This is a genomic window from Terriglobia bacterium (genome assembly GCA_020073085.1).
In the GTDB taxonomy this organism is placed as follows: Bacteria; Acidobacteriota; Terriglobia; order JAIQFV01; family JAIQFV01; genus JAIQFV01.
In genome coordinates, this window is record JAIQFV010000014.1 from 10,130 (window position 1) to 35,654 (window position 25,525).

The following is a 25,525-nucleotide window of genomic DNA, read 5'->3' on the forward strand; positions in this document are numbered from 1 at the left end:
GGAGGTCGTCTTATGAAACTCCAAATCAAACTCACCTTGAAGAGCGACGGGACTTTCGGGCGGGGGGATGGGGTGGCGGGATTGCTTGATCAGGAAGTGGAACATGATGCCGCGACGGGCTTGCCGTTTTTGCGGGGACGCACACTGAAGGGCTTGCTGGCGGAGGAGTGCGCCAACTTTCTATATGCGCTCAGTAAACAGAATCCGCCAGACCCAGACTACGAGAAGTCTAAGGACGCGGCCCGGTTTCTATTTGGTATCCCGGGCAGCACCCTCGACGATGATGCACATATGCACGTCGGTCCCGCCCTCTTGCCCGAAGATTTGCGCAAGGCGGTCGATGCTGATCTCAGACAGAACACTCCGCGCTACAGTCCGACCGACATTCTCGAATCATTAACCGCCATTCGCAGGCAGACCGCCGTCGACACGGGGACCGAAGCGCCCGACGAAGGCAGTCTGCGGTCCATCCGCGTCGTGTTCCGTGACACAACGTTTATTGCCGACGTGGAACTCAATGCTGACGCTCCTCCGCATGCAATGCCGCTGCTGGCGGCGTGCGTGTTGTCGTTGCGCCGTGCAGGCACGGCACGCAACCGCGGACGCGGGAAGATCGAGGCCCGTTTGTGTGACGACCGTGGCGCTGACATCACGAAGCCACATTTCGATCAGTTCGGCTATAAGACGGAGGCTATCCGATGAAAGTCATCACCTATCATGTCAGTTTATTGGAGCCTGTTTTGGTGACCGCATTGGGCGCCGATCCAAACAGCGACGTGGCATTTGACTACATACCCGGCAGCGTGCTGCGCGGGGCGCTCATTGGTCGGTACCTACGTCAACAATCGGTCGCGGATGCGGCGGGTGATCCCAACTCGCGTCGATTGTTCTTTGAGGGGACGACCCGTTTTCTCAACGGATACCCTGTCGAGAATGAGAAGCGCGCTTTGCCAACACCGCTGTCGTGGCAGCAGGACAAGGAAGAGGTCGGTAAGCGGCCGGACGAAAACCCTGCCCCCGTGTTTGATTTTGCTATCAAACCGCTCGACAACCAGGACAAGCAATGGAAAGGGGTCGGCAAACCATTTTGCGTCATTGGGGAGGCCAATGTGAGATTTGTCCAACCCGAACGCAATATCTCCGTCCACACTGCGCGCACCCGGCGGTTCGGACGCGCGATGCCAGAGGAATTGATCAAGAAAGAGAAAGGTGACACACGCGGCGCAGTCTATCGCTACGATGCGCTGGCAGCGGGACAGACCTTCGAGGCGATAATTCTGTGTGAAGACAGTGATGCAAAGACGCTTCAGGATTTGCTTAACGGTGAAGTGACACTGGGCGGATCACGCACCGGCGGATACGGTCGGGTATCGCTGATGAACGCAAATGTTTTGCCGGGCGACACGTGGCGCGAGACCGGCACAAACCAGATTGCGGATTCCGATGGAAGGTTGATCATCACCCTGCTTAGCGATACGTTGGTCCGTGACAACAACGGACAGTTTGTGGTTGACCCCAAGGTAGTGACGAGGGCGCTGGAGGGGCAGTTGAAAGTCACGACGGGAACATTAGGTGACCCACAATCCTTTCTGCGCGGTGAAGTCATCGGCGGATTCAACCGCAAATGGGGGCTGCCGTTGCCTCAGACGCTTGCCATCAAAATGGGCAGCGCGTTTGTCAATAAAACAAAGAACGCCATTACCGAACAACAACTCCGCGAACTGGAAAGAAACGGCATCGGTGAGCGCCGCGCCGAGGGGTTCGGACGTGTCGCTGTCAACTGGCCCACTAAAGATGTATGGGTTGTGGATGCCACCAAGTCGAAGGAGACGGTCAATCCCTTGAACTTGGATGCGGACTCGGACAGCGGCAAGCTGGCAAAACTTATGGTGAGTCGAATGCTGCGTCGGCGTCTCGATGAGTTGCTGGTCAAATCGGCCGCCGACCTCGGCAGCCTCATACGCAAGCCGAAAAATAGTCAGATTTCCCGTTTGCGCAACATTGTGCAAAACGCGATGCAACAGGGGCCGTCGGCGGGACGCGTTCGGCTCAACGAATACTTCGACAGTCTCGAATCGCGCAAGGGCACGCGTGACCAGTTCACGCGCGACCGAATAGGAAACGAGAACCTGCTGAAATGGCTGCGCACCTGCGTCACCGACGAACGAGATATTTGGGCGCTCCTCGGAATTGAAAGCACACCGAAAGCCAATATCGGCGCCAACGTCACGACTAACCTCACAGATGAAATGGCTTACGAATACAACCTGCGGCTCATAGATGCTGTGTTGGCGCGCGCCGCCAAGTCAAGACGACAAAGAGGTGAATCATGACATCCATCGGCATGTGGTCGGAAGAACGTTCCCGCAAAATCATCAAGCGCATCGTCGTCGAAGGCGACCTCGTGCTGCAAACGCCTGCGCACTTCGGCAACGGCGACGGCGACGACCTTTGCGACATGCCGCTGCTGCTCGATCCACTCGAGGAAGCGCAAGGCAAGATCACGCCGCTGTTGACGGGCGCGTCCATCGCCGGTGCGCTGCGGAGCTACCTCCGCCAGCGGGAGAAAGGATTCCAAGCCCCACTACCCCATTCGAATGACAAGGACGCAGCCAAGCAAGAACGCGAAACATATGCCGCAACCCTGTTCGGGGCTTTCAAAGGCGACGATGACGGCGAGCAAAGTCCGCTGATCGTGGATGACGCACTGGGCAAGCCCGAAACTGTCGGTGTTGAGGCGCGCGATGGAGTGGCAATCAATCCCAAGAGCCGTACGGCACAACAGAACAGACTTTTCGACCTCCAACTCTGGCAGGCGGGCACAACCTTTCCGCTGCGATTTGAATTGCTCATTCGAGAGGGAGACAGCGAGGCGAAGTTGAAGCAGGCGTTGGCGACCGCATTGTCTGGCTTCAACGATCCGGAACTCCCCGTCACCCTCGGTGCCCGCAAGCGGCGCGGCTACGGACGAGTGAAGGTTGACCAGTGGCGCGTAACCACCTTCGACCTGGCAAGCAAAGGCGGCCTCGTCGCTTGGATTGCAGTTGGACGGGAAAGAGAGCTTGGTCTTCGGGCCTCAAAACCGGCGTGCGGCAGCAACCTTGCGTCGCTGCTGCGGGTTAACCCGATTGAAGATGCCCGGCATTTGTTCACTCTCAGTGCAACATTCTCTCTTGATGGTTCGCTGCTCATCCGCTCGGGAAGCGGCCAAGACGACAAGGGACCCGACGCCGTGCACCTTCACGCCCGGCAACCTGATGGGGCGACCAAACCTATCGTCTCAGGCACCAGCCTGGCTGGCGCACTTCGGGCGCGCTCCCTGAGAATCGCCAACACGCTGGACCCGTCTGCGCACAAAACGCGCGCTGAAGAAGTCGTTGATGCGATGTTTGGCGCGGACATGGACAAACTCCAGGAGCGACGGCGAAGTGGCGACGCGAAAGCCCAACCCTTCGCCAGCCGGGTCGAGGTCAATGAAACGGTTGTGAACACAGTAAAAACCGACCTCGTGCAGAACCGAGTCAGCATCGACCGATTCACGGGTGGAGCGCGAGACACTGCGCTTTTCAACGAGCAACCCATCTTTGGCGGCACAGATAGCGACCTCGTTGTCGAACTCAAATTGCTCAACCCGGCGTGCCGCGAAATCGGTCTCGTTCTCCTTCTCCTCAAAGACCTGTGGACCGGCGACCTGCCTTTAGGCGGTGAAAGCAGCGTTGGTCGCGGTCGTTTCAAAGGCAAGAGCGCCGACCTGATCTACAAGGCAAACGGAACGGTGAAGATCTGGAAAATCACCGGAAACGACACTCGTTTGCATTTTGAAAAGGATGACATCGCATTGTTGGAAGGTTACGTCCGTGAACTGAACAACCACCTGAAGGGAGCCGTCCAATGAAACCGCGCGAAATCAAGTCACACCCTGCTCTCGTTGAGCCTGTCGGCATTAAGGGGATGGGCAACGTGAACGACTGGCTGCAAACGCAAGCCGCTCAACACAAGTTGAAGTGGCTGCTGGCACACGCGGACGACGGCCTCATCTGGGGGCGGATGGATGACGGGAAGCTGGGCACCTCGCATGAAGCAGGGCGAGGCAATCCCGAGGCAGAGAAGGCATGCCCCGAGTTGCGCATCCAAACCCTCCAACAAGCGCGGTTGTTTTCGGAGACTGCAGAGCTGCTGCTTTGGCGCGACGGCGACAACCAGTGGCATGCGCGATTGATCCGCGACACCGACACGCAACAAGGTGAACAGTCCAACTGGGACGTTGCCATCGACGAAGCCCAGATTCTCTGGGGCACCGACCCAACACCGTTGGCCGACGGCTTTACCATGATGAGTGATGGGGAACAAGGCCTGCGTCATGCCGTCCCACTGAAGATCGAGAAACACTTTAACGAAGAAACCCGCCCGCTGCGCCTGCACGTCCGCCATTACCTCTCGAAGGGCGGGTTTGCCCTCATCGAAGCCAGCCGCCTGTTTAAGCTCGACATGGAGGTAAACCAATGAGCACACGGCCCACACTGAATCTGCCCAAACACCAGAATCCGTCCACCCCCGGCCGCACTGCTTGCGCGCCTTACAACTTCATCCCGCTGCCCGAAAAAGTGGTCACGGTGAAAGGCAGCACCATTGACGAGCAGCTGCCTGACCATGACCGGTACTTTCCACACCGACACACCGGCTACTTCGACATGACGCTCACGACGAAGTCGCCGCTGTATGTGCGCTGCGGACTTTCAGCGGCTCGACCCGATCCAGATACGCCGTCCGAATTCGAGAAAGCCGAGGCCGAGAAACTCGGGAAGCTGCCGCGTAACTTTCGAGACGCAATGAAAAACCAACCCGATTTCTTCTATACACGCGACCCCAACAAACCCGTGATCCCAGCGTCCAGTCTCCGCGGAATGGTGCGTGGCCTACTTGAAATCGTCAGTTACGGTAAGATGAAAATGATAAGTACGAATCAGATGTTCTTCCGCGCGGTCGGTGACACGACTTCGCTGGGTGAGTTGTACAGACAAAGGATGCAGCAGACCGTCTCCAACGGATACTGCCCGAAAGTGAAGGCGGGATATCTCACGCATGAAAGTGGCAAGTACTTAATTACCCCCGCCAAGACACTGAGTGGAGATCAGTACTTCCGAATCGAAGAAGACAAGGCGAGATCTTTTATCTCTTCGCTTCAGCCCATGAGCTACTGGAACAACTCAGTAAAGCGATGGGAGGCGAATGATAAGTACGAGTGGAAACGGTGCCAAGTCTGGTTCAAGCCGTCGCGCCCCAAGGCGCATATGACGCACTCGCGGCCGATGTACTATGCATTAGTGGAGGAGATTTCATTAACGAGACCGAGTCCGATGAGTGGGTGGGAGCAGGGATGGTTCATAGCCAGTGGATGGATCCCATCGCAGAAAAAGGGCAAGCACTTGCATTGGATCATAGCCGACAAGAGCACGAGCTCTTTTGGTGTTGATGACGCGGACGTGGAAGCATACAGGGATGGGGGCGGAATATCCGATAGGATTCACGACATGAAATTCAGTGTGGTCCTAGGAGGCCCAGGCGAGATACCGTGCTTCTACTTAGAGTGGCGTGACCGAACGGGGAAGCAACACATCGCCATAGGTCACACTCCGTTTTTCCGATTGCCCTACGAGAACACAACGAGTGACTGCATTCCCTCCGACGTTTGCGGCTCGGAAGACATAGACTATGTCGATGCGCTGTTCGGCTTTATCAAAGGCGACACGGCGGACGCCCCGCAGGGCAGCAAACTCCGCGCCTACGCCAGCCGGATCTTTGTGACCGACGCGACAACCGAGGAGATGAGCCCGTGGTTGAAGAACAGACCAATTGCTCCTTGCATCTTGGCGTCCCCTAAGGCGACAGCGTTTCAGCAGTACCTTGTCCAGCAAGAGCCTGACCTCTACGACACGGCGAAAAAACGAAAAGATGGCTCCCCAATTATGGAGACAAGACTGCGTCACTACGGAAGCGCGGTCCCGGAGGAAACTGTTATTCGTGGTTACAAACGGTACTGGCATCAAAACAGCCCGTCAGCCGACCAAATCGAGGAAAGAAACCGCGAGTGGCTCAAGTCAAACGGAGAGGTGAAAGACGAAAGCACCCAGCACACACAGTTCAAGCCCGTTAAATCCGGCGTGCAATTCACATTCCGCGTTTACTTCGAGAACCTCTCCGAGGAGGAGCTAGGCGCACTCTGCTGGACGCTGCATCCGCTGGGCGATGAAGCGGTGATGAACGACCCTCAAAAGGGCTATTGTCACAGCCTCGGCATGGGCAAACCGCTCGGTATGGGCGCGGTCGATCTGGAAGCGACGCTGCACTTGACTGACCGCCCCACACGTTACAGTTCGCTAATTGACGGCGATAATTGGCAGACTGGAGAAGCGGCCTCAGGCGAATCGTTATCAAACATTGACACGTTGAAGAGCCGCACCAAGAAATTCGAAGAACACATCATCGCCGAACTGCAACCGCTAACCCGTCCCTGCGGCCATCTGCGCGATCTCAAACGCATCGGGATGCTGCTGAAGATTATGGAGTGGCTGGGATACAGCCCTGTTCCCCCCTCTGGCAACCTTCTCCAGATCGAGGCAGCTAGAGATCACAACACGCGTTACATGACAATCGAGTTGCCTGGCGTTCAGTCCAGAGACAAAAACGAGTACAAGAATCGTCCCGTCTTGCCCGATCCATCCGCGTTTGGCACATTGACAGGAGATGCTGAACCATTGGTCGCAGCAGTGACAGATCAAATTCCAAAGGCGTTGAAGCAGAACACCCCAGTTCAGGCGCAGCAGCCATCAGGGAAAACAGTCCTGCAGGCAACGACCTCCCCGCAGAAGAAGCCTGCCAAAGTGTCATTCCAGGCACCAACCAAACCCGTGCACACGGAGACGAAACGCGAGACGGTGACGCTGAGCACCACCGTTAAGAACGGCAAAGCGCATGTTCGCACAGCAAAAGGTGAGGAGGTTGTTTGCACAGCATTGCTCACTTACCCACTAAGACAGCCAGGCGACGAGTGCCGCGCCGATGTGACTTACGAGAGTGGGAAGGCGGTCCGAGCGGTGTTTAAGGGCTGGTAATGGAAGGGGAAGGAGGTTTTTGAGATGTCATCAGAAGCTCGGTCACAGGCGGCACAGTTTGAGCGTATCTTTTCGCCACGTTCGCCGTGGGAATACGCGGCGTTCTGTATCCTGACGTTCGCCTTGAACAAGGTGAGCAACCGTTTCCCAGATTGGGCGGACGCCATCTTTGGCTCATTGCTTGTGTTGATCTTCATCTTGATGTGGTGGTCCGAGAGGCACCGCACGCGGGCTCGTTCGCAACGGCTGACTTTTCAGGTGACGAAGGAGCCGCCCGCAAGGGCGAAAGGTCTCATTCTCCTGGTAAGCCCTTACGACCCGCGCTCCCAAAACCTCAGAGACGAGAAGGTTCTGCTCCCGCTGATGGATTCCATCAGGCAGAAGCAACTGTCAGTCTTGGCGGATGCGGACTTTGTTGAGATCAACCTCTCCAACTCCAATCTGCGTCCTCTCATGGACGCCGTCGCGTTTCACTCAGGGGAAGATAAGTTACGCGAAGTGTGGCTCATCACGACGGAAAGCGAGAAACGAATGCAGGAAGGAGAAGAGGTGAAAATCAGAGGTTCTGAGTTGGCGGGAGAGATCCTTGAGAAATTTCTGCGTTTCAAGTACGGCGAGCGCATTGTGGTGCATCGAGAGGGCTTCACAGTGAAAGCGTGGGATTACGCTGCTCTGTGGAGGAAAGCGGAGGAGATCTTCCGAACGTCGGGTTACAAAGAAGACGTCTTGCTGGCGGACGTGACGGGCGGGACGAAGATGATGAGCGTTGCTCTGGCGATGGCGTGTGTGGCGCCCAATCGCAAAATGCAATACATGGACTCAGGGCGAGATTGGCAAGGCAACCCCTTGCCGACGGGGATGATTGATCCGGTGGTCATTGATGTCGATCCCATCTTGTACCCTTCCCATCCAGAGATTAAATAGTTGTTCGCTTACGGAAGGGCCTCGTGGGTGGTTTGTCCATAACACATCGAGGTTTGGCTGACACCACGAGAATGAACATAAGGGGGCATATCAACGATGAAGCGGTACACCTACCGATCCGTGACGCGTCGTGGCAAGAAGGATGGTCGAGATTGGAAATGGAAATTCTGGCCCATGCGGGAACCCAAATCGCGCGAGCCGAAATCGGACCAGACCATTCCGGCTCAGTACGAGACCGAGATCATCGAATCGGCCGAAAGCATTGCGGCGAGAACCGCGGAAGACTGGAAAAGAACCGATGAGAAGCTCAAGCCCCAGTACTGCGAGGCCTTACGACACTACGAAATGGCCAAGGACGCCCACAAGAAAGAAGCCGCAGAAGCCGAGGTCGCGGGCCGGGAGTACGACACCGCCCGGAGCAAATTCCTCGGAATCGACCCCCCTCCGCTCAGCCCCAAGTGGCGGGTCTTCTGGCTGATTTTAATCGGCATTTGCGAGTTCCCCCTGAACGGCCTCGTCTTCCAGATCTTTGGCGCCGAACGGGTCGAGACCTATATCATGGCTGGAGCCATGTGCCTGGTGTTTCCCTTGGCCGCACACTTCTTTGGCCAGTCCCTCCGACAGGAAGAGAAGACCCGCACTGATTTTGCGCTCTTGATCGCCGCTCCCATCGTGGTCCTCGGCCTGCTGGCCGTGGTGGGATTCTTACGCGCCAAGTTTTTCGAAGCTGTCAATTCATACGAGATCATCGGAATACGACTTTCCCCTGAACAAGCCACCATTCTCTTTGTCGTCATTAACCTGGCCATTTTCTTTGTTGCTGTCGTTGTCTCTTACGAAGGGTCGTACCCCGACTCCAGGTACTGCAAAGGTATTGCGAAGAGATATAAAGAATCCCTGAAGTATATGCAGAAGGAATCCGACGAGGCCCAGGCAGCGGCGGGAACGCTCCAGGAGGCCGACCTGAGCTACCAGCACATCCGTCAACTTCGTTCGAAGACTCACGAAAGATTCCTCCAGGAGATGAAAACGATCATGGAGGGGGGTGACTGGCTGGTCGCCGCCTATCGGGCAACCAATCTCTCGGTTCGTCCGGATGTTCCCGAATGCTTTAAGATTCCCCCAAAAATCCGGGATTTTGTGGCGGAGTCGCAAGAACTGGATTGGGATTGTGGGGATCTTGCAAAGAAGGAGAAAACGGCATGAGGGCCTTACGGAATGTGGGTTTCCTACTTTGCTGTCTCCTTCCGGCCTCCTGCGGCGCCCCTCAAACAAGTCTTCCTCCGACGCCTCTGCCTAAAGTGATTTGCGTGCTTTTTGACCTTTCAGAGAGCACCCGGACAGCCAGGATAAGAGACGCATATTTGAGCGATTTTAAGGCGCTCCTCGAAAAAATGCTTCCCGGGGATGGAATAGTTGCGGGACTCATCACGCAGTCTTCCGTTACGGAACTGAGGCTGCCCATCAACGAGAATTTTCCCCCGTTCCATCCCAATACGAATAATGACCTCTATGTGAAAGGCGAGGCCAAGGTGGCCCAAAAGGAACTTGACCGGAAAAAGGGCGCCATCTACTCGGCGGCCCAGAGCTTGCTCGCCGGCCCTCAAGAAAGGATCATGAGGACCGATATCCTGAGCTCATTGCACGTAGCAGAGCGAGTGTTCGGTTCGTTTTCTCAACCGCGAAAGATCCTGGTGATCATGTCGGATATGATCGAGGATTCTCAACGCTACAATTTTGAGAAGGAACGACTCAGCAAGTCTCGAATCGACACGATCCTTAAAAAGGAAGAGCAGCGGGGGAAAGTTCCCAATTTGAATGGAGTGAAGGTCTATGTCTTTGGAGCGACGGCCGCCAATCCGGAGAGATTCAATGAGATTCAACAATTCTGGCTGCAGTACTTCCAGAAATCCGGCGCCGATCTCCAGACCCAGAACTATGGCGCAGGTTTTATCTCGTTTCCCGAATAGGGACAGACACCTTCTCTTAAGCAATTTCACAGAGATGCCAGTCTAGCAGGTGTCTGTCCCTCTTTTCCTCAGGGAGTCGCTTTAATGAGCATCAGCATTGATCTTAGAAGTTTTTACACAGACTTGGCCAAGATCGCCGACTTGGAGGCGTATAAGCGGGAGGCGCTCTCTCTTGCTGGGTCCGGCAATACAGTGATTCTCACGGGTCAGGCCCCGGTGTGGCTGTATTTGGTCGTGGCTCACGCGCTGCACGGCAAGGCGAAGAGGCTGGTTTATCGTTCGCCGGCGTTGGTTAATGAAAAAAGAGAGCAAGTGGATATCGTCATCTTTGATCATGACGCATTTTGATGGCTGGCCTCCCCAACGGCTCGGCGTCTGCGGTTTAGACGAGAATAGTGAGGCACGGTTTAATCGCGAATCACCCTCCGGAAAGCGAATGTCAGTAACCGTGAGAAAGCAAATGAGAACGCTTGAGCGTGCGTCCAGGGACAGAAATGAACGCTCACGGACGCCACGCTTTTTCGAGTTGTTTCCAGACCGGGCGTATTGGACCGAGGCTTGGCGCCGTGTCAAGGAAAACCATGGCCGTGCGGGCGTCGATGGGATGTCTGTCGAACAATTCGAGGCGCGACTGGATGACAAGCTGACGCGGCTTTGGAGGGACCTCGAAGCGATGACCTACCATCCCTGGCCGCTGCTTGAGCTGAACGTCGAAGAGAGCATTTACGCGGGAGCGGCGGGCCGTCCCGGCGGCAAGGGTGAGCTCCTCAAGCGAAAACAGCGTTTTTTGCGCATCCCCACCGTGCGCGACCGTGTGGCCCAGGCCGCCCTACTCCAGATTGTCGGGCCTTGGATCGAGGAGCAACTTGAGGCCTGCAGCTTCGGTTACCGGCAAGGGAGGGGCGTGCGCGACGCCGTGGAGGAAGTTCGCAAATGGCATGTGCGAGGGTTCCAGCATTTGGTCGACGCCGACATCGACGGCTTCTTCGACAATGTCGATCACGGCCGCGTCCTCGATAGGTTTCGCCGCGCCATCGAAGTGCCGTTGCGGGTGGCCCTGCTCAAGAGGTTGAATGGTGAACAGACGATTCCAGGAAATCGCCCTGTCCGGCCTTCCCCAAACCCGGCGCGACAGCGGCGGATCGAAGCGGGGGACGATGACTTCGAAAAAACCGTCGGGAGAATCGGTTCCGAGCTGACGGGATGGATTACCATGTGGGTTCAAGCCGAAGTGTGGGACGGCGAAAAAATAACATGGCTCAAGCGCGGACTGCCTCAAGGCTCGGTGATTTCACCCGTCCTGGCGAACCTCTTCCTCGATGAGTTGGATGAGGCTTTGCTGGCCCAGAATCTCAAACTGGTCCGTTATGCCGACGACTTTGTGATTCTTTGCAAGACGCCCCGACAGGCCGAACAGGCGCTCCGACTCACCGAACAGAAACTCGCCCAACTCCATCTCGGTCTCAATCGGTCGAAGACTTCAATCAGGAAGTTCGACGATTCGTTCAAGTTCCTGGGCGTTTTTTTCTGGAAGGATTTGACCATGCTGCCCTTTGAGAAGCGTATTCGCGAGCGGCGCGTGCTGTCGCTGCCGCCGCCCCTTCCGGCGAAATTAGCGAAGCGGTACGGGCAGGGCAAGTTAGGGACAGACACCTTCTCGTAAACGATTTCACCGGGCGGCAACGCCGCCGGTGTCTGTCCCTCCTTTTTTCTTCAGGTCGCTTATGGCCAACTTTTATATCACCGAGCAGGGCTCCAGGCTGCGCAAGACGGGCGAGCGCGTTTATCTTGAGCTGGACGAGAAAGTGCTGCAGGATATCCCATGCCGCAAGCTTGACGCCATTCTGATCTTCGGTAATGTGCAAGTGACCACCCAGGCATTGAGCGAGTTGCTCGAACAAGGCATTGAACTGGCGCTGCTGACGCGTCACGGGCGGTTGAAGGGACAACTGACGCCCCCCAAGGCAAAGAATGTGAACCTCCGGTTCCTGCAATATCAACGTGCGCAGGATGAGTGCTTTCGACTTCAATTCTCGAAGGCGATCGTTCGAGCGAAAATCGCCAGCGCGTGTGCCCTGCTGGAGCGGGCGCGATCAAATTACTCCGAGCCTCTTCTCGGCCAAGCGCTGGAGCACTTGAAGGCGCACAATTCGAAAGTCGAGGCGGCGCCCAGTGCGGCCACGCTGCTGGGTCTGGAGGGAGTGGCCTCGCGCGATTATTTCGAGGCCTTTGCCAGGATGAATCGCAGCGGCCTAGTGTTTGACGGCCGTAACCGTCGGCCACCCCGAGATCCGGTCAACGCCCTGCTGAGCTTCGGCTACACCCTTATTGCGAACGAACTGCAGTCCCTGCTCGATGCCATGGGGTTTGACCCTTACATCGGGTTTTATCACGAATTGGATTACGGCCGCCCCTCTTTGGCCTTGGATTTGATGGAAGAATTCCGGCATTCCCTCGTCGACCGCTTCACCTTGCACCTTCTGAATCAACGCATCTTTTCAGAGAAGGATTTCTACACGCCGACCTACACGCGAAGTGAAGCCGGTTTGCCCCGCGTGTGTCTGACGCACGACGCGCTGAAGCGCTACTTTCAGGAGTTCGAAAAATGGATGACCGCCGAGCGCCTGAATTACGACGGCAAGAACATCGGCTTCCGGCTGCTCTTTCGGCGGCAGGCGGAAAGGCTCGCGAGCGCCATCGAAGCGGGACAACCGTATCAGCCCTGGAGTTCCACTCGTTGAGAGGTCAGGATCATGTTTTATGTGGTTTCCTACGACATCCCGGATGATCGGCGTCGGGTCCGGGTGGCAAAAGCGCTGCTCGATTTCGGCACGCGCGTTCAGTTCAGTGTGTTCGAGTGCTGCCTGGAACCAGATGAGATCGCGGAGTTGGTCGAGCGGCTGGAAAAGACAATCTGCCCCGAGGAGGATCGCATCCGGATTTACAGTTTGTGCGCGGGCTGCGTCAAGGATGTGCGGCTTCTGGGGGAGGGCCGCCTGACGGAAGACCCGGAATGCTACATCGCATGAGCGGGCTTGAATTTCTTACTGGCGCGTTGCAGGCTTGACGTGGAATTTGTTTTCCTTGCCGGGCTTCGCGGTATTTTCAGCTTGACGAGGATTCAGCACCTTGTGGGCCCCTCAGGCCGGGAAGATGTTGAGCGGTCGAGCGTTGGAGTAAAAGGAAATACTGAACCTTTGAGGAGGGAGGTTACGGGAAACAATCATGTCCATGATAACAAACGGGAAAGGGGGTGATGGCACTAAGACCAATACGAAGGAAAACCGCAGAATTTACAATTTTTTCTCAGGTTACGAAAAACGGGGGCTTAAGACGCCCCAAATGTTGCGTTTGCAAAGGCCGCCGATCGAAGATGAGTCCTGACGAAGAAGGGATTGAAACAAAATCCATGCAAACGCGATAAATATCACCGTGCCGGCGATCGAAGATGAGTCCTGACGAAGAAGGGATTGAAACCGTATAGCCGTTCTTGGCGCGCAGGTCATCGGTATAACGATCGAAGATGAGTCCTGACGAAGAAGGGATTGAAACTTGTTTTCCTCTTATCCGAGGAGGAACTATGAGCCGTGATCGAAGATGAGTCCTGACGAAGAAGGGATTGAAACGACATATACATCGGGAGATTCTGACAACGTAAAGATAGATCGAAGATGAGTCCTGACGAAGAAGGGATTGAAACCACTAACATGCCCACACCCACACCCAACCTATCACAAGGATCGAAGATGAGTCCTGACGAAGAAGGGATTGAAACCAGCACCCTCCGGAGCGTTGACACTGAATAATTTCTCGATCGAAGATGAGTCCTGACGAAGAAGGGATTGAAACGCTCATCCGATTCCACGAAGAGATTCGCGGTGAGAGATCGAAGATGAGTCCTGACGAAGAAGGGATTGAAACTTTTGCCTTGGCCGCGCAGTCGCGGTCGTAGTTCTGCGATCGAAGATGAGTCCTGACGAAGAAGGGATTGAAACCAAGAATAAGAAATACTGCACAGATTGCTTTTTTCATTGATCGAAGATGAGTCCTGACGAAGAAGGGATTGAAACCAAAATAAAGTGCGCTCGATAAAAGCTGGTTGGTGGCGATCGAAGATGAGTCCTGACGAAGAAGGGATTGAAACGTATACCCAAGACTTTTCATCCTCATTCCAGTGTCGTGATCGAAGATGAGTCCTGACGAAGAAGGGATTGAAACTCTGGAGCGCGTCCTTGGATCTGGGCCACAAATCCTTGATCGAAGATGAGTCCTGACGAAGAAGGGATTGAAACCCTGAGTAATCCGACCGATGCATTTGAATACATCAAGATCGAAGATGAGTCCTGACGAAGAAGGGATTGAAACGGGGACGTGACGGAGTCCGCGTCCACGTCCCAGCCGTCGATCGAAGATGAGTCCTGACGAAGAAGGGATTGAAACTTACGCTTTCTCTGTATTGCGCGGGCCTTCCCCCATTGGGATCGAAGATGAGTCCTGACGAAGAAGGGATTGAAACCCAACCCGGGGACGAACCTAAGGACGCCCAAGTCCTCGATCGAAGATGAGTCCTGACGAAGAAGGGATTGAAACCGTTTTTCGGTGCTACGCACGACTGGACTGCTATTGCTCGATCGAAGATGAGTCCTGACGAAGAAGGGATTGAAACCTTGTTGAAATACCAGAGAAGATCAAGGGCCTTTTGAGATCGAAGATGAGTCCTGACGAAGAAGGGATTGAAACGTGTGCCGTGAATGTCTTTGGGAATTCTCATGTTTGCGATCGAAGATGACTCCTGACGAAGAAGGGATTGAAACGAAAATCAGCGCCCGTTGTCCGGCGGCATTTCGCTGAGATCGAAGATGAGTCCTGACGAAGAAGGGATTGAAACGCTTGAGGGAACCGATGGTTGCAGTGAGGAATTCAAGATCGAAGATGAGTCCTGACGAAGAAGGGATTGAAACTTTGTTTCATCCCCGAGAGTGGAAACGGCTTTATGAGATCGAAGATGAGTCCTGACGAAGAAGGGATTGAAACCCGTTAATGACAATGTTCCGGCCTACAACCGTATCGATCGAAGATGAGTCCTGACGAAGAAGGGATTGAAACTGAGAATAAAAGCGTCCGGTTATGGGACGGCAAGAGCGATCGAAGATGAGTCCTGACGAAGAAGGGATTGAAACCATTCTGCACCGTGATAACCGTGCCGTTCAGCAATACGATCGAAGATGAGTCCTGACGAAGAAGGGATTGAAACGCGCGTTGACCAGCAAACTCAGCCAGCTGGTAATTGGATCGAAGATGAGTCCTGACGAAGAAGGGATTGAAACCGAGCTGCAATGCCTGATTTGCCGCGACTTCTTTGTGATCGAAGATGAGTCCTGACGAAGAAGGGATTGAAACACATGGGGCCGGTGACCACCACCTTTATTTTTCCCAGGATCGAAGATGAGTCCTGACGAAGAAGGGATTGAAACTCAGATCTTCGCCGGCTGGAATTGGCATTGTCTGAGATCGAAGATGAGTCCTGACGAAGAAGGGATTGAAACCATGATCATCCTGGTGAGAGCGAGGAGTCCCGCCAGACTCGATCGAAGATGAGTCCTGACGAAGAAGGGATTGAAACAGAAGGAATCAGACGACGATGCCAAGCTCGAAGACTTGGATCGAAGATGAGTCCTGACGAAGAAGGGATTGAAACCTGGATCATCGCCACCCACTCGCCTTCTTCACGTTCTTGGATCGAAGATGAGTCCTGACGAAGAAGGGATTGAAACCCATACCATACTTCCACTTCCGCCAATTCCCGCGTGAGATCGAAGATGAGTCCTGACGAAGAAGGGATTGAAACTAGGGAGGGGAACAAAGGGGTACTCTCTCTATCTTTAAGATCGAAGATGAGTCCTGACGAAGAAGGGATTGAAACGCGAGTTCGTCGGTGAAGCCGGCGGCTTCGAGCTTCGATCGAAGATGAGTCCTGACGAAGAAGGGATTGAAACCTTTCCCCAACGTCCGCCTGGAGCTCCCCAAAAATCGATCGAAGATGAGTCCTGACGAAGAAGGGATTGAAACTTTTGGCTCCCATCTTGGCCCACGCGATTGCGATTCCGATCGAAGATGAGTCCTGACGAAGAAGGGATTGAAACGTTGGGGTTGTCTGTCTTGGAATTAGTTTTGGTCAAAGATCGAAGATGAGTCCTGACGAAGAAGGGATTGAAACTCTTGGCGATAAAGACCGCTGCTCCCGCGAGGGCAGTGATCGAAGATGAGTCCTGACGAAGAAGGGATTGAAACTTATGGGTCGTCGAGAGAAATGCATGAGCCTCCGCAGCGATCGAAGATGAGTCCTGACGAAGAAGGGATTGAAACTCTTGACCGCAGCGTCGCGGATTGTTGGTGCGTATAAGATCGAAGATGAGTCCTGACGAAGAAGGGATTGAAACCGAGGTGCATTTCAAGACTTTGTTCGATCTGCAAACGATCGAAGATGAGTCCTGACGAAGAAGGGATTGAAACCATATCGATGACAAAAGGACGTGTTGCCAACCCGGTTACGATCGAAGATGAGTCCTGACGAAGAAGGGATTGAAACCCGAAACTCGGCGTTCCAGTTCGCATAGCGAATCTGGGATCGAAGATGAGTCCTGACGAAGAAGGGATTGAAACTATACCCGCCCTGTCCAGGTAGGAGTGCATTGCGGTTTGATCGAAGATGAGTCCTGACGAAGAAGGGATTGAAACCAGCTCGCGCAGTCCGTGGTCCCCGCCTCGAATCTCGATCGAAGATGAGTCCTGACGAAGAAGGGATTGAAACTTTATCCATCATGGGAGCGAAGACCGGCGTTTTTCCCTGATCGAAGATGAGTCCTGACGAAGAAGGGATTGAAACAACTCATTTCGTTTATCGCCGGGATAATCCAAGTACGATCGAAGATGAATCCTGACGAAGAAGGGATTGAAACAAAGATGGCCAGGGGAAACGCGAGAACGATGACATGATCGAAGATGAGTCCTGACGAAGAAGGGATTGAAACAAAGAAATACCGGCACGGAACTCCTTCCCTGTTTCTGGATCGAAGATGAGTCCTGACGAAGAAGGGATTGAAACCATCAACGGTGAGATCCCAGCGCCACATACGCCATTTAACGATCGAAGATGAGTCCTGACGAAGAAGGGATTGAAACGCTGTTCGCGCATTGGGTGAGGATCATCCGGTACTTCGATCGAAGATGAGTCCTGACGAAGAAGGGATTGAAACGCAAATCGGCCAACGTAATGCCGTTTCCAATCTTAAGATCGAAGATGAGTCCTGACGAAGAAGGAATTGAAACAAAATCAGTTGTCAGCCGAAGGTCCGCCGGTGTCGCGATCGAAGATGAGTCCTGACGAAGAAGGGATTGAAACGAATCTCTTTCACCGACCTTGGGGATATTGAAAAATTTCCCGATCGAAGATGAGTCCTGACGAAGAAGGGATTGAAACCGAGCGGGGGCCCCGCGGCAACCTGAGTCCAGCCCCAGGATCGAAGATGAGTCCTGACGAAGAAGGGATTGAAACTAAAACTCCTGCTCCCGGGCGTCCCAACGGAATAGGATCGAAGATGAGTCCTGACGAAGAAGGGATTGAAACTCAAAGGCGTTCGGAATGGTGTCGACGGCCTCGGTTGGATCGAAGATGAGTCCTGACGAAGAAGGGATTGAAACCATGGATTCCTCCATCCAAGGGTTGTCGGGTTAGGGATCGAAGATGAGTCCTGACGAAGAAGGGATTGAAACGCTTCTCCCACTGGCCCATGAACGCGTCCTGGATAAGATCGAAGATGAGTCCTGACGAAGAAGGGATTGAAACTCCGGATACACAGCCAACTCAACGAATCTTACCGTACTAGATCGAAGATGAGTCCTGACGAAGAAGGGATTGAAACGCTTAGTCGCCTCGACCCACTGCGTTACGATCTGTGTGGATCGAAGATGAGTCCTGACGAAGAAGGGATTGAAACACAAAAAACACAAGGGCCACCAGAGCTACTGCAACCGTGATCGAAGATGAGTCCTGACGAAGAAGGGATTGAAACTCACAAACACCGTCCGATTACCGGTGAAGTGGTAGGATCGAAGATGAGTCCTGACGAAGAAGGGATTGAAACAAATAGTTCATCAACGATTCTTTGCTCAGTATCATAAATCGAAGATGAGTCCTGACGAAGAAGGGATTGAAACCGATGAACCCGACCCGCGTGTAATTCGAGGTCAAGCCAATCGAAGATGAGTCCTGACGAAGAAGGGATTGAAACTGATTTGTTCCGATATGTATTGCAGGTAGGGCATCAATCGAAGATGAGTCCTGACGAAGAAGGGATTGAAACGTCGAGATGGGCCAATTGTTCTTCGGGGGTTCGCTTCAAATCGAAGATGAGTCCTGACGAAGAAGGGATTGAAACCTGGCCAATTGAGGATCAAACATGGCAATTGCGACAAAATCGAAGATGAGTCCTGACGAAGAAGGGATTGAAACCCGAAGTACTCTCGGTCCAGGTTCGCGTTGAGCACCAATCGAAGATGAGTCCTGACGAAGAAGGGATTGAAACTACCACCTTGACCCTGTATCCGAAACCTCTTCGGATAGAATCGAAGACACTGCCGTCCAAATTAGCTGAGAAAAGCGGCATTTGGACGGATTAAGCCATTGATTCTAAAGAAACGACACTTTCGATCAAGAAGGAGGTCTCAATCTCCTGAATCCTGCTGTCCAAATTGTGAGGGGTATTCCTGGAAGGCCCTTTGATAGGTTCGATCAACGGGTTGTCAATCAGATTACGGTCACCTGCTGTCCAAATTGCCGAGACCAAGAAACCTAATTTGGACAAGAGTGAATCGAAGATGAGTCCTGACGAAGAAGGGATTGAAACCAACCTTGGATCGGAGGAACAGAGGATGGAAAGACCAAATCGAAGATGAGTCCTGACGAAGAAGGGATTGAAACACAAGAGCATTGATGCTGATGTCTTTCGCCGCATAGCAATCGAAGATGAGTCCTGACGAAGAAGGGATTGAAACCAAAACCGCTCTTCATCATTTCAAGGGCAAGAAGTTTTGTGGAATCGAAGATGAGTCCTGACGAAGAAGGGATTGAAACGCATGGAACCATGATGGGAATCTACCGCTTAACATGAATCGAAGATGAGTCCTGACGAAGAAGGGATTGAAACTGTGAAACGACATGGAGACGTAGGCCTTGTAGCTTGAATCGAAGATGAGTCCTGACGAAGAAGGGATTGAAACTCAGACCAGCAATTCCCGAGATCAAGTACCTTAGTAATTAATCGAAGATGAGTCCTGACGAAGAAGGGATTGAAACGCACCACGAGCCGCAGCACGGCCAATCACCGCTTCCCGAATCGAAGATGAGTCCTGACGAAGAAGGGATTGAAACTAAATACTATCCTCTTAGAAGGGATTGAAACCTTTTTCAGCATGATTGTCACCGCTGGGCACGACTCAATCGAAGATGGGTCCTGACGAAGAAGGGATTGAAACATGGCCTGATAATCCGCTTTCGTTAAGGGATGCTCGAATCGAAGATGAGTCCTGACGAAGAAGGGATTGAAACCGCAACGGCCAGCCCCATTTTTCGGCGCATAAAGCGAAAAGAATCGAAGATGAGTCCTGACGAAGAGGGGATTGAAACCCAAGCCAATAGGCCTTCCAATTAATCGGATTGTCGGTAATCGAAGATGAGTCCTGACGAAGAAGGGATTGAAACTCGCAGTATTGGGTCGCTGCTTCAAGTCCCTGCAAAAATCGAAGATGAGTCCTGACGAAGAAGGGATTGAAACGATTTGATTTGCTGTGACATAAACACCCCCGGTTTGTTGGCTGGAAGGTGAGTCCTGACGAAGAAGGGATTGAAATCCGCCACGGCGGACTCCGCAAGGCGGAGCGCCAGTGTGGTGGCACTATTGGGGGTGAGTCCTGACGAAGAAGGGATTGAAACTCTACCGAGACCACTTCCCACCCTTGCTTCAGGAATCTGATCGAAGATGAGTCCTGACGAAGAAGGGATTGAAAGGAAAAAGGTGAGCGGTGGGCAGTGGATGGTGGGCAGTGTTGGAAGGTGAGTTTTGAGGAAGAAAGAAACGAAACAAAGGATTTACCGCCAAGACGCCGAAGAATCGAAGGGGATTCGCGACGAAGAACGGTCTCAGTTCGGTTTTGAATGCGCACGGCCCACTGCCCACCGCTCACTTGTTGGAAGATGAGTCCTGACGAAGAAGGGATTGAAACCGGAAAGCGCCGGTGGACCGGCACACTCCAAGGTTGGACTGCAAGGTGAGTCCTAGCGAAGAAAGGATTGAAACGAAGAAGGTGAGCGGTGGGCAGTGTTGGAAGGCATTGCGACAAAGCCAGGGTGAGACATGGGGTTTACCGCCGAGACGCCGAAGATTCGAAGGGGATTCCCGGCGAAGGGGAGATTAAATGTGGATGCCTCACCCGAATGCATTGCTTTAACCGAGGGGTGAGCCACTTTTACGTTGTCACGGTGGAACATTTCTTCGTTGTCACAAACAACTTGCTCTTCAGCGAGCGGCGGTTCCACAAGTGTTTCGAATAGAATTGGAATTGAACGCATTTTCGAGTCAGGCACCGACATTCGACAATTGTTTCATCCACAGATTTCACGGATGGTGCAGACGGATTCGGGGAAAACGAATCGCCAAGTCGGCTATGCGCAATCCGGAATGAACTCGGTTGAAACTCTGAGGGGGTTCTGGTGTTGTGGTTCTCCTCTCTGCATCTGAGCGCAGGCATGCAAAGAGCGCATGCGTGCGGCACCCCGGGATTTTAAAACCCGGGACTGCGGATGAGGACCGCTTTCGGATCAGGCACCGACGTTCGACAATGACTGAATCACCGCATCGACACGGAGGACGCGGAGCTCGAAGGTTCTAGGTGATGGGGAATAGGGAAGTTCAAAGTCCAATGTTCAAAGTTTCAAGTCATGCGAGTTGGTGCCCAACCTGCAACAATGGTGACACTTGGCACGGGTTCAAAATCTGATCGCAGGCATGCAAAGAGCGCATGCGTGCGGCACCCCGGGATTCCAATACCCGAGATTGCAGATCACGCTTTGCGTTTGATGTCTTTCGAGGGCGGCTATAATATGTCTATATTAATATAGACACTTTAAGAAAAGGGAACGTCATGAACGCTTCGATTCTCGATCTACGGTATAAAACCCGGGACATTCTCAAGGCGCTGGAAAACCGCGAGCGCGTTCTCGTGACCCACCGCGGAAAACCTAAAGGGACCATTGTTCCCCTGACACTGAAAAAAAGGATCCGCGTCTCGCAACACGAATTTTTCGGCATGAGCCGCAAAGAGACGGCCAGTATGACGTCCGTCATGAACAAGGTCCGGGGCGGCCGCCATGATTTTTGATACCGACCTCTTCATCTGGGTGCAACGGGGGAACCGCAAGGCGGCAGCGTTGATAGACCACACGGGGGAACGGTTCCTTTCCGTTCTATCGTTGATGGAATTGCTTCAGAGGGCCCACAATAAGCTACAGCAAAAGATCACCAAGAAATTCCTCGCGGATTTCGGGTTCACCGTGTTGCCGCTGACCGAGAATGTCGGCCATCGGGCCTTGGTTTATGGCGAGGAATACGGCCTCTCCTCGGGAATGCGGGCCGCCGACGCGATTATTGCAGCCACCGCTACGGAGAATGGCCTGACCCTGGCGAGCAGCAACAGCAAGCACTTCCGGGGGGTGAAGGATCTGGATTTGCATGTCTTCAGGCCGTAGGAAATAGTTTTACTGCGGTGAACCCGGACGGCGCAGGCATGCAAAGAGCGCATGCCTGCGGCACCCGCATATCTTCAGGCCGTAGGAGATAGCCTTACTGCGGTGAACTCGGACGGCGCAGGCATGCAAAGAGCGCATGCCTGCGGCACCCGCATATCTTCAGGCCGTAGGAGATAGCCTTACTGCGGTGAACTCGGAGGGCGCAGGCATGCAAAGAGCGCATGCCTGCGGCACCCCGGCATGCCCGCGGCACCCGCAGGAACGAGGGTTCGGGTACGACCCATTCTCTTTTCCTCATCTATGTGGGGGAGGTCCGTGGTCAAAGAAGATAGAGAACGAGAGCGCCGTATCCAGATGGAAATCGTGGTCGATTGCTACGGCGAAATCGAACACGCGATAGGCTGGCACTGTTACCTGGATGACCAACTCAAATTTCCGTTCCGGGCCCGGTGCGTGGCCCTGAGAGTTATCTCACCCTTGACAAAGGGGGAAGAAATCGAAGTACTGAAAATGGCGCCCGAAGGGGAATGCGAGAAAGAAATGTTTGTGATCGTCCGGTGGAAAGGAAGGAGGTTGGGGGTTCCGCTGGGCCAACTTGAAAGCATAGACGTTGACCACGGAACGGACCAAGCCATCCGAGATTGGCATTATTGGATGAAGAGGGGGTATGAGTTTTGAGAGTCGTGAGAAGCGCGGTAGGAACTTCTGCTTTGATTCATCCGGTGTTCAAGGATGCATCTCGGGATGATTCTGCGTTACACCTTCCATATGATGAAGATTCAGCCCTTTGATGGGTCGGGAGAACCGTCTCGCCCGATAAGGTTTTGGAACCGAGCGCTTTCGGGGGAGGTACCGACATTCGACAACTACTGACACACCGCAGGGGCGCGAAGAACGCGAAGGTCGTAGGATTCAGGTGATGGGGGGATATGGAAGTTCAAAGTCCAATGTTCAAAATTTCAGGTCGTGTCAGTCGGTACCGGACCAGCAACAATGGCGACACTTGACACGCGTTCGAAATCTGATCGCAGGCATGCAAAGAGCGCATGCCTGCGGCACCCGCGCCACCCAGTCCATCAAAGTCCTCTACCGACGGAAAGCCAGCATGGAAAGGGTCATTACCAATCCCACGGCGACGACGAAATAGCGGACGGCGGGGCGGCCGACACGGCGGGCGAGGCCGGCGCCGGAATAGCCGCCCAGCATGGCGCCGACCATCATCAGGACAGCATCAGTCCAGAGGACGGCACCGGACGCGATAAAGTAAACCGAAGCGATCCCGTTGATGGAGAAGGCCAGAAAGTTCTTCACTCCGTTCATCTGGTGGATATCCGTCAGACCCAGCAGTCCCAGCGCGGCCAGCATGAGAATTCCCATCCCGGCGCCAAAGTAGCCCCCGTATAGCCCCACGAGAAATTGAAAGAGAATCGCTCCTATCGTCCCGCCACGGGATGGCTTCCTCCCTTCGTTGGGGCCGCGGTTTAGCTTCCGGGTGATCATTTCCTGGGTTGCCAGGATCAGGGTCGCCAGCAGGATCAGGTAAGGCACGAGCTTTGAGAAGCTCCGTGAGGAGGTATGCAGGAGAAGAACGGCTCCTAAGACGCCTCCCAATAGAGAGGGGGCAATCAGCAAAAGGAACCAGTGGCGGCTTCCCTTAAGCTCGCGGCGAAACCCGACCATCCCGGCGAAGGAACCGGGCCAGAGCGCCACAGCATTGGTGGCGTCCGCGAGAATGGGGTTGCGCCCCAGCCAGACCAACGTCGGAAACGAAATGAGGGTGCCTCCGCCCGCCACGGAATTCACCATCCCTGCGGCAAAGGCGGCCGCGAGAATGATGGGTGGTTGCCAGAGATGAGCGAGAGTCAGTGGGAGCTCCGATCGGTCAGAAGGAGATAAGGACAGGAACCTGGAATATAAAATCCAAGATCCAAGATCCAAATTCCAAATAGGTTCCAAAAGCCAAATTCCAAACAAAACGATAGCATCGTGGCGCACATCGGCAAGAGGAGATTCTCTTAAAGTCGGGAAACACGCCAGCGTAGACGGCCCTTTACTTTCCGCTCCGCTCAAAACAGATCCCCCGCGCCTTGAGTTCGTTCAGAAAAACCTCCGGAGGCAAGGAGGTCTCCTGTCGCAGGACGCCATACCGGTTATGGTTGACATCGCCGCGGCACAGCATTTGGGCGACGATGGAGATGGGGAAGGCCGTGGTGCGCATCATGGCAGTCAGCTTTGTCCTGGGATCATAATAATCGATAAGCTGGTAGGAGAGCTCCCGTAAGGCATGGCGCGATCGCGTGGCACGCAGCTTGCTCCCACTTTTCGGGACGAGCGATTGAACGGGCTTTCCCCGCAAGGACACCCGAATCAAAACGCAATCGGGCTCCCCGGCGGGGAGCTTTTCAACCAGAAGGTTCTCGACAATCCTGCGGGGGACTAAATCCCGGCCTTCGATGAGGATGGATTCACTTGAGGTCAGTCCCAGGTCAATCAGGGTCTTGAATTTTTCACAATGGCCCGGGTAGCGGATGGTTTTGTAGTTGAGCTCGCGGACCCGGCCTTTCAAGGTGAGAGGTAAGGTCGAAGCGCCGCCGGAGGTATAAAAAGCTTCCAGGGTCCCAAAAGGGGGCGGAAAGACCATGGCCTCGAGTCCCGTCATCGGTTCTACCAATTTGATCTTTCCATTCTCAAGGACCCGCGCCGGCTCCACATATTCATTGATGAGTCCGCCCACTGAAAAAACGAGTTGGTAATTGAGAGGCGGCTTGGGATGCAAGGGGAGACCCCCGACGCGGATTTGGATGGAGTCGACGCGCGTAAAATGCCGGAGGCCCTCGGCGACGACAATCGACACCATGCCGGGGGCAAGGCCGCAGTCGGGAACGATCCGGACCTTTTTCTGCCGCGCCGCCGCCTGAAGCGAGAACTCCTGCTCCACAATGTGGTCATTTCCACCCAAGTCGCAGAAATGACATCCCGCCCGCACGGCACATTGTGCCAGGCGAAAATTGTGATGGTAGGAAACCGCCCCAATCGTGGCGTCGTATCGGCTCATGAGGGCGGTGACTTCCGCCCAACGAGTGATGTCCAACCGATGCGTTGAGACCTTGCTCTTCCCAATGCGTTTCACCGCTTTGGCCAGCGCCGTGCCATCGGCGTCGGCAATCCCCACTTGGTCCACCCCCTGGGAGCGAGCCAGATCCCACGCCGCTGCGGTCCCCATCATTCCTGCGCCGAGTACCAGGATTTTCATTGCGGTCTCCCTTGCGATTTGATGATCACCCTTTTAACACGAAGACATGAGAGGGACAAAGGATTTAGGTGATAGGAATTAGGAGATCGGTAATAGGAGAGAGCAGGTTTCGGGTGCCGCCCCGCCCAGAGCACGGGGTCTTCGATCCCAGAAAACGGGACCTTCGAGGCGCCAGGGAGGAGCAGAGGCGAGGGGATAGGGTTTGGATTCTGAAGGGATGAAAATTTCCGAGCGATGGCCCAAGCACCCGTATAGGAAAATGGAGTGAAACAGCGTGGAGAACCTGCTGTTATCCTGACGCGGTGATAATCCAACTCCGGAGGAGTGGCATATTTATAGACCGGACGCGTTTGCTTCCACTTCCGTTGAACCCCGTCAGGGGTGGCATAAGCGGTCGCAAGTCTTCTTTCGTCATCTCTCTCCGAGCTTGAAAAGGGATCTTTCCTAGTGGGCAAGGATAGCA

Annotated in this window: 17 protein-coding genes and 2 CRISPR repeat arrays; of the genes, 15 read left to right on the top strand and 2 right to left on the bottom strand. The window is 54.2% G+C overall.

The window, feature by feature from the left end; translation table 11 throughout:
* Window positions 1-12 precede the first annotated feature (12 nt).
* The 15 genes from LAO21_15085 to LAO21_15155 all read left to right on the top strand — a co-directional run bounded on the left by LAO21_15085 (window position 13) and on the right by LAO21_15155 (window position 22,487).
* Window positions 13-702 carry an RAMP superfamily protein gene (locus LAO21_15085; protein MBZ5554038.1) on the top strand — a complete coding sequence of 230 codons (690 nt, stop codon included), beginning with the start codon at window positions 13-15 and terminating at the stop codon, window positions 700-702.
* Window positions 699-2,333 (top strand): hypothetical protein, encoded by a 1,635-nt coding sequence (locus tag LAO21_15090; GenBank protein MBZ5554039.1) that lies wholly within the window; start codon window positions 699-701, stop codon window positions 2,331-2,333. Before LAO21_15085 ends, LAO21_15090 begins: the two co-directional genes overlap by 4 nt.
* Window positions 2,330-3,895, top strand: coding sequence for a hypothetical protein (locus tag LAO21_15095; GenBank protein ID MBZ5554040.1), 1,566 nt, complete (start codon window positions 2,330-2,332; stop codon window positions 3,893-3,895). The genes LAO21_15090 and LAO21_15095 overlap by 4 nt, the downstream gene beginning before the upstream one ends.
* Window positions 3,892-4,506, top strand: coding sequence for a TIGR03984 family CRISPR-associated protein (locus LAO21_15100; GenBank protein ID MBZ5554041.1), 615 nt, complete (start codon window positions 3,892-3,894; stop codon window positions 4,504-4,506). Before LAO21_15095 ends, LAO21_15100 begins: the two co-directional genes overlap by 4 nt.
* A complete protein-coding gene (locus LAO21_15105; protein ID MBZ5554042.1) occupies window positions 4,503-7,112 on the top strand; it encodes a TIGR03986 family CRISPR-associated RAMP protein in 2,610 nt (869 codons plus the stop codon). Before LAO21_15100 ends, LAO21_15105 begins: the two co-directional genes overlap by 4 nt.
* Before the next feature lie 24 nt (window positions 7,113-7,136).
* On the top strand, window positions 7,137-8,036 hold the full coding sequence (locus LAO21_15110; GenBank protein ID MBZ5554043.1) for a hypothetical protein: 900 nt from the start codon (window positions 7,137-7,139) through the stop codon (window positions 8,034-8,036).
* Between the two features lie 96 nt (window positions 8,037-8,132).
* Window positions 8,133-9,242 (top strand): hypothetical protein, encoded by a 1,110-nt coding sequence (locus LAO21_15115; GenBank protein ID MBZ5554044.1) that lies wholly within the window; start codon window positions 8,133-8,135, stop codon window positions 9,240-9,242.
* Window positions 9,243-9,400: 158 nt separating this feature from the next.
* The gene (locus tag LAO21_15120) at window positions 9,401-10,006 is read left to right on the top strand and encodes a hypothetical protein (GenBank protein ID MBZ5554045.1); all 606 of its coding nucleotides are present in this window, start codon (window positions 9,401-9,403) and stop codon (window positions 10,004-10,006) included.
* An 84-nt stretch (window positions 10,007-10,090) separates the two neighbouring features.
* On the top strand, window positions 10,091-10,354 hold the full coding sequence (locus LAO21_15125; protein MBZ5554046.1) for a hypothetical protein: 264 nt from the start codon (window positions 10,091-10,093) through the stop codon (window positions 10,352-10,354).
* Between the two features lie 112 nt (window positions 10,355-10,466).
* The gene (locus tag LAO21_15130) at window positions 10,467-11,669 is read left to right on the top strand and encodes an RNA-directed DNA polymerase (GenBank protein ID MBZ5554047.1); all 1,203 of its coding nucleotides are present in this window, start codon (window positions 10,467-10,469) and stop codon (window positions 11,667-11,669) included.
* Window positions 11,670-11,730: 61 nt separating this feature from the next.
* Window positions 11,731-12,747 (top strand): CRISPR-associated endonuclease Cas1, encoded by a 1,017-nt coding sequence (gene cas1, locus LAO21_15135; GenBank protein MBZ5554048.1) that lies wholly within the window; start codon window positions 11,731-11,733, stop codon window positions 12,745-12,747.
* 12 nt (window positions 12,748-12,759) lie between these two features.
* The gene (gene cas2 / locus LAO21_15140) at window positions 12,760-13,035 is read left to right on the top strand and encodes a CRISPR-associated endonuclease Cas2 (protein ID MBZ5554049.1); all 276 of its coding nucleotides are present in this window, start codon (window positions 12,760-12,762) and stop codon (window positions 13,033-13,035) included.
* A 336-nt stretch (window positions 13,036-13,371) separates the two neighbouring features.
* Window positions 13,372-18,591: direct repeats of the CRISPR family, unit length 36 nt; unit sequence ATCGAAGATGAGTCCTGACGAAGAAGGGATTGAAAC.
* A gap of 284 nt (window positions 18,592-18,875) precedes the next feature.
* Window positions 18,876-20,146: a CRISPR direct-repeat array (repeat unit 37 nt; unit sequence AATCGAAGATGAGTCCTGACGAAGAAGGGATTGAAAC).
* A 1,059-nt stretch (window positions 20,147-21,205) separates the two neighbouring features.
* The gene (locus LAO21_15145) at window positions 21,206-21,442 is read left to right on the top strand and encodes a type II toxin-antitoxin system Phd/YefM family antitoxin (GenBank protein ID MBZ5554050.1); all 237 of its coding nucleotides are present in this window, start codon (window positions 21,206-21,208) and stop codon (window positions 21,440-21,442) included.
* Complete coding sequence (locus LAO21_15150; GenBank protein ID MBZ5554051.1) at window positions 21,432-21,809, top strand: PIN domain-containing protein; 378 nt, start codon at window positions 21,432-21,434, stop codon at window positions 21,807-21,809. The genes LAO21_15145 and LAO21_15150 overlap by 11 nt, the downstream gene beginning before the upstream one ends.
* Window positions 21,810-22,163: 354 nt before the next feature.
* The gene (locus tag LAO21_15155; protein MBZ5554052.1) at window positions 22,164-22,487 is read left to right on the top strand and encodes a calcium-binding protein; all 324 of its coding nucleotides are present in this window, start codon (window positions 22,164-22,166) and stop codon (window positions 22,485-22,487) included.
* A gap of 408 nt (window positions 22,488-22,895) precedes the next feature.
* Here the strand turns inward: LAO21_15155 and LAO21_15160 are convergent, their stop codons facing one another.
* Window positions 22,896-23,615 carry a sulfite exporter TauE/SafE family protein gene (locus tag LAO21_15160; GenBank protein MBZ5554053.1) on the bottom strand — a complete coding sequence of 240 codons (720 nt, stop codon included), beginning with the start codon at window positions 23,613-23,615 and terminating at the stop codon, window positions 22,896-22,898.
* 244 nt (window positions 23,616-23,859) lie between these two features.
* Window positions 23,860-25,062 (bottom strand): saccharopine dehydrogenase NADP-binding domain-containing protein, encoded by a 1,203-nt coding sequence (locus tag LAO21_15165; GenBank protein ID MBZ5554054.1) that lies wholly within the window; start codon window positions 25,060-25,062, stop codon window positions 23,860-23,862.
* Window positions 25,063-25,525 lie beyond the last annotated feature (463 nt).